The following is a 5,280-nucleotide window of genomic DNA, read 5'->3' on the forward strand; positions in this document are numbered from 1 at the left end:
CTCCCGAAAAGGTTGTCCCATCGGAAGATTGCCAAATAGTATTGTCGATAATTTGTAGATAGGGGGCGTTCATCACGTCACGGACATAGGTGTCGTAGAGTTCGATTTTCCATGGTGATGCAGGAGAGTAGATGGCTCCGAGAACGGCGATGTCGTGGTCAATCCCGAGCGAGTAGGTCGGAGAGGCGAAGGTGTCGGACCCTTTGTATTTCCACCCCGTGATATAAGCACCTCTTAGAGTGACATGTTCGATGGAACGATTTTCAATACTAAGTGCTTCGAAACTGTTGGGGAGCATTCGGTTGTAGTAATCGTTTGCAAGGGGTAGATCAAGTCTCTGACGTCCGTATTTGATTTGGGTGTCATGCGTGCTGTATTGAAGATACGCTTCGCCGAGTGTGTTGATGGAGCTACCGTCGAGATTGAGGTTATGGGTTTGCCCCGATTCGGGCATCTGCGTCAGTGCGGTAATACCGTTACTCGAAAAGAGTGAAACTCCGCTACTAATTCCCTCGTAAGGAGCTGTCTTATAGCTCAAGATTCCTCCCACGGTGAGTGCTGTACGGTCGATCCGAAGGTCACGTTCTCCGTCGTACCAGAAAGCACGGAGGTTACCGTTTACTTTGCCGTCGGTGAAAATATTTTCAAGACTTTGTGCTGAGCCTGAACCACTCAGTAGTAGGGAGAGTAAGAGAGAACGTTTAATCATCCGTTATTGCCCCTGCTTTGCATCTTTAAGCTTTTGCAAAAATCCTTCCGGTGATGCACCGCCCACCATCATCCGTCCGATTGGTTTACCCTCAGCGGTGAGGAAATAATAGGTAGGAGTTCCGAAAACCGGATAACCGTACTTGTCGGGGTGTTCGGTAATATCGACTTCGACAGGGACGAAAAAAGTTTTGACGTATTCGGAAACATCGTCGTTTTCGTAAACACTCTTTTTCATGTAGTTACACATTTTGCAGGTTTTACTGGAGAACATCAGCATAACGGCTTTCTGCTCTTTTTTGGCTTTTGCCAATCCTAGTTCATAAGAACCGGCCCAATCGAGTTCGGCAAAAAGGGAGCTGCTTAAAAGTAAGATTATAAAGAGGAATTTTTTCATACAGGCACCTATTGTTATGTTATTAGCTAAATAGCTAAATAGCTAAGTTATATGTATGATATAATAATCAAACCAAATATGTCAAGGATAAGTATGCTCGATATGGAACAGAAGCTCAAGATTTTTAAAGCACTGAGCAATGAGACCCGATTCTTGATTTTCAAGAATGTTTTTACAGGGGGATATGCCTGTTCACTCGATAAAAAACAGCCCGGTGTTGAGGTTAATCCCATCGCAACGTGTGTCAGTACTATTGCAGAACATTTTAATTTTTCTTTGCCGACGATTTCGGCGCATATCAAAGAGCTTAAAGAGGCAAAAATTATTACAGTAGAAAAAAAAGGGAATAAAATTTATATTGAACCCAATATCGAAACGATCCGTGAGATGGCGGGATGTTTTCAGACGTTAGTGAGTAATTTTGATAACAACCGAGAGCTTTTTTTCGGTGATAATCTCGCAGTGAAATAAGAGGCTGAACGATGACATGGTTAATTGTAAAATATTTACTTACGGCCGGAGTGGTGGTTCTCGTCTCTGAGATGGCGAAACGGAGTGATAAGCTGGGAGGGCTAATTGCCGCATTGCCGATTGTGACCTTTTTAGCTTTGATTTGGCTCTATATTGAAAATCAGAGTACCGAAAAGATCGCTAATCACGCATGGTATACGTTTTGGTACGTTGTTCCGACACTGCCGATGTTTTTGGCATTTCCGATATTGTTGGAGAAAATCGGTTTTTGGCCGGCGCTGCTTGCTTCGGTAGGTATCACACTCGTCTGTTTCGTAGTGTTTTCGTTTATCGTTCGCCACTTTGGGATTGAATTATGGTGAGGGGTTGGCGAAAGCTGTTATAATAGAAAAATGGATATTTGGTCGTTTGATTTTTTGTGGGTATTTTTACTGCTTCCTCCGATACTTTATTGTCTTTATAAATGCAAAATTGCCCTTAAACCGCGCTATTTTCCCCATCTTTATTTTTTTGGTACTCCGGGGAAATGGGGCAATTTGGATTGGTTGCTCAAAGCGCTTGCGGTGAGCTTGATGGTGGGGGCATTGGCAACGCCTGTCGTCGTCGATTATTCCGACCCTCGCAATCGCAACGGAATCGATATGGTTCTCTCCATCGATGGGAGCGGATCGATGAACGCATCCGGTTTTTCGAAAGAAGATCCGAGACTGTCCCGATTCGAGATCGTCCAAAAAATCGCTTCAGAGTTTGTAATGAAGCGTATTGAGGACAATGTCGGAGTTGTTCTGTTTGGGGATTTTGCTTTTATCGCAACCCCTATCACGTATGAAAAAGAGATCATTGCCGATATGATCGGCTATCTTAACCACGGGATGGCGGGGCAAAATACCGCCATCGGCGAGGGGATCGCAATGAGTGTGCGGGCATTGCGTGATTCAAAAGCTAAAAGCAAAGTGATTATTCTCCTCACCGACGGTGAGCACAACAGCGGCTCTGTCTCTCCCAAAGAGGCCGTTGCGATGGTACGACAAAAGCATATTAAACTCTATACGATCGGTATAGGGGACAAAGGGGAGTTTGACAGTGCTCTTCTCAAGCAGCTTGCGGAAGAGGGGAACGGAAAGTTTTTTACCGCGTCGAATCAAAAAGAGCTTCAAAGCGTGTACGAGGAGATCGATACATTGGAGCGTTCGTCGATCAAAAGCAAACAGCATACGTTTGAAGAGCACTACTATCAGTGGTTCGGTGCGGGGGCATTGGTCGTTTTACTCATCCTGATGTGGCGCAGGAGGATCGGATGATAACATTTTTATCCCCCCTCTGGCTTGCAGGAGAGATCGTTATTGTAGGGTATCATTGGATGGTGCGCCGCAGGGGATGTAATAAACAGGGGTGGCTGATCTTCTCGGTAGCTCTGTTAATCGTGTCGCTGGCTCGTCCCGTATTTCCGCAAAAACCGATTAGCGTCGAAGAGGCCGGATCGGATGTTATTTTGGCGGTCGATTTGTCGTATTCAATGCGGGGTACAGATTTATCCCCCAGCCGTCTGGAGGTTGCCAAAAAACTGTTGCACGATATTGTTCGCAAGGATCAGAAGGATCGTTTCGGGGTGATCGGGTTTACGACGAGTGCCATCGTCCTCTCGCCGCTCACCAAAGATACGGAACTTCTCGAACACCTCTTTAGTTCGCTCGATGAATCGCAGATTATTACCAAAGGGACGGAGGTAATGAGCACGTTGGAGCTGGCGCGAAAAATGTCCCATGCGGCGCGTCCGGTCGTGATCCTTCTGACGGACGGCGGAGACGCCGCATCGTATGCGAAAGAGGCCGATTTTATCATGGATAATACTATGGCGGTCAGTGTCGTTATGTTGGCTTCGGATGAGGGGAGTACCCTTCCGACACCGGATGGGTCATCCTTGAAAGACGAAGCGGGACATATCGTTGTGAGTGCACGCAATGATGCGATCGGGGAGATGGTTCATGAGGGGAAAATGATTCAGGGATCTGATGCCGAGGCGGTTCTCTCTCTCATCGACGGTGCGCGGCAGGATGATTTTACGCAGAAAGTATCGGTAATGCGCTATCAGGAGCTTTTTTATGTTCCCCTTTTCATAGCATTGGTCGCTTCCCTTGTGGCATTTACTACAATCGGGAGGAAACTTTTTCGTGCCGTTGTTCCAATGCTAGCATTGATCGGGGTATCGGCGGAGGGGGGAATGGTCGATTTCGCTTATGCCTATTTAGCCGAAAGAAATTATCGCCAAGGAGATTTTGAACGCGCAGCCGAGCTTTATCGCCCTATAGATGGAGAGAGGGCTCGTTATAACCGAGCCAATGCTCTTTATAAAGCCGGAAAATACGCGGATGCTTTGGGTGTTTATCGTTCCATCCGCAGTGATAACCCCTCCTTTAAAGCCAATGTTTTTTACAATATGGGTAATTGTCAGATACGGCTGCAAAAGTTTGCCGAGGCTCGTGAAGCGTTTTTGAAATCGCTGACGCTCCGCTATAGTAAAGCTGCCGATCAAAATCTGCGTGCGATTGAGGGGATGAGGGAACAGCAGACATTGAATGTCCGCAAAGCGAAAAAGGATACCTTTGCAGCGGAAGAGAATAAACCTGCGGGGGAGAAAAAATCCTCCAAAGAGGGGGGTGGTTCCAACATGAAGAGCGATACCGCATCCGGCGGCGGAGGAGATGAGGGGAAAAAGGCCGAAAGTGATCCCCGTTTTTCGATGTCGCAAGGGAAAGCGAAGCTCAGCTCGCGCCAATATGAACTGATTAATCAAAGGAGTGTGCATGAGACGAAGCCTTGGTAGGATAATCGTTTGGACCGCGATACTCCATAATGCTTTGTGGGGGATGAACTATCATTGGAGCATCTTGGAATCTCCCGGATCACTTCGAGTCGGTCAAAGCGGTGTGGTACGCTACACGTGTACTTTTGAGGGGAGCGCTGCGGAATACTCGACCAAGTTAAAACTTGTCGAAACCCCGCTTTATCGCACCTCTGTCCTCTCCGAAAACAGCAGAGTGGTTCATGGAAAACGGATCGATACGATCGATCTTCTTGTGACTCCGAAAACCGCAGGAACCATCAATCTACAGATGCTGGCAGATGTGCGCTATACCTCGCCGGGTGCGATCGAAAATACTGTATTGGGCCGTGATAATCTGAGCAAAGACGATATTTCGGAAGAGGAAGTCGCATTGCCCGCCGTCCGTATCCAAGCGGAGGAAAACCGTGCGGCATTGATCGGAAACATTACGATGGAAGCGCAGGTCGATCATATGAGTATCCGCGCGCACGAACCGCTCCATCTGAGTCTCATCATCAAAGGGTCCGGGAATCTTGAACAATTTGTCCCGTATGAACTCAATATCAGCGGAGTAAGGGTGTTTTCGGAACCGCCGCAAAAACGTTTGACCCCTTCACGTGATGGGCAAGAGGGGGAGATTCGTCAAGAGTTTGCCCTTATAGCAGAGAAGTCGTATGTGATTCCCCCGTTTACGCTCAGTCTATCTGATACGGTGCATAATCAATCCAATGTACTGAAAAGTGACTCTGTTACGGTCGATGTAAATGATGGGTATGACTCTGCATCGCTCCTCGATCCTCCCGATTTGAGCGATGCGACAACGCTTAAGCGCTACGCTTTTTATGCTGTTTTGGTTCTCTTGGGTGTCGTACTGGGCGAG

The 5,280-nt window shown here is 47.2% G+C and carries 7 protein-coding genes; 5 read left to right on the forward strand and 2 right to left on the reverse strand.

All coding sequences use genetic code 11. From position 1 onward, the window contains the following. Both Q0C19_RS10830 and Q0C19_RS10835 read right to left on the reverse strand, forming a co-directional pair. On the reverse strand, positions 1-709 hold a 709-nt coding region (locus Q0C19_RS10830), incomplete at its 3' end, for an OprD family outer membrane porin (protein WP_295055890.1). Between the two features lie 3 nt (positions 710-712). After that, the gene (locus tag Q0C19_RS10835) at positions 713-1,105 is read right to left on the reverse strand and encodes a thioredoxin fold domain-containing protein (RefSeq protein WP_295055891.1); all 393 of its coding nucleotides are present in this window, start codon (positions 1,103-1,105) and stop codon (positions 713-715) included. 93 nt (positions 1,106-1,198) lie between these two features. Between Q0C19_RS10835 and Q0C19_RS10840 the strand changes: the two genes are divergently transcribed. The 5 genes from Q0C19_RS10840 to Q0C19_RS10860 all read left to right on the forward strand — a co-directional run. After that, positions 1,199-1,576 carry a metalloregulator ArsR/SmtB family transcription factor gene (locus tag Q0C19_RS10840; protein WP_295055893.1) on the forward strand — a complete coding sequence of 126 codons (378 nt, stop codon included), beginning with the start codon at positions 1,199-1,201 and terminating at the stop codon, positions 1,574-1,576. A gap of 11 nt (positions 1,577-1,587) precedes the next feature. Further along, a complete protein-coding gene (locus tag Q0C19_RS10845) occupies positions 1,588-1,938 on the forward strand; it encodes a DUF3147 family protein (RefSeq protein ID WP_295055895.1) in 351 nt (116 codons plus the stop codon). A 30-nt stretch (positions 1,939-1,968) separates the two neighbouring features. Further along, on the forward strand, positions 1,969-2,877 hold the full coding sequence (locus tag Q0C19_RS10850; protein ID WP_295055897.1) for a VWA domain-containing protein: 909 nt from the start codon (positions 1,969-1,971) through the stop codon (positions 2,875-2,877). After that, on the forward strand, positions 2,874-4,400 hold the full coding sequence (locus Q0C19_RS10855) for a VWA domain-containing protein (RefSeq protein ID WP_295055899.1): 1,527 nt from the start codon (positions 2,874-2,876) through the stop codon (positions 4,398-4,400). The genes Q0C19_RS10850 and Q0C19_RS10855 overlap by 4 nt, the downstream gene beginning before the upstream one ends. Continuing rightward, on the forward strand, positions 4,381-5,280 hold a 900-nt coding region (locus Q0C19_RS10860; protein ID WP_295055901.1), incomplete at its 3' end, for a hypothetical protein. The genes Q0C19_RS10855 and Q0C19_RS10860, both read left to right, overlap by 20 nt.

The sequence above is a fragment of the Sulfuricurvum sp. genome, assembly GCF_023250475.1.
Lineage (GTDB): Bacteria > Campylobacterota > Campylobacteria > Campylobacterales > Sulfurimonadaceae > Sulfuricurvum.

What these genes read in the sequence shown, in the direction of transcription:
- Q0C19_RS10835 (WP_295055891.1), bottom strand. Translation starts at nt 1,105, where the DNA reads ATGAAAAAATTCCTCTTTATAATCTTACTTTTAAGCAGCTCCCTTTTT.
- Q0C19_RS10840 (WP_295055893.1), top strand. Translation starts at nt 1,199, where the DNA reads ATGCTCGATATGGAACAGAAGCTCAAGATTTTTAAAGCACTGAGCAAT.
- Q0C19_RS10845 (WP_295055895.1), top strand. Translation starts at nt 1,588, where the DNA reads ATGACATGGTTAATTGTAAAATATTTACTTACGGCCGGAGTGGTGGTT.
- Q0C19_RS10850 (WP_295055897.1), top strand. Translation starts at nt 1,969, where the DNA reads ATGGATATTTGGTCGTTTGATTTTTTGTGGGTATTTTTACTGCTTCCT.
- Q0C19_RS10855 (WP_295055899.1), top strand. Translation starts at nt 2,874, where the DNA reads ATGATAACATTTTTATCCCCCCTCTGGCTTGCAGGAGAGATCGTTATT.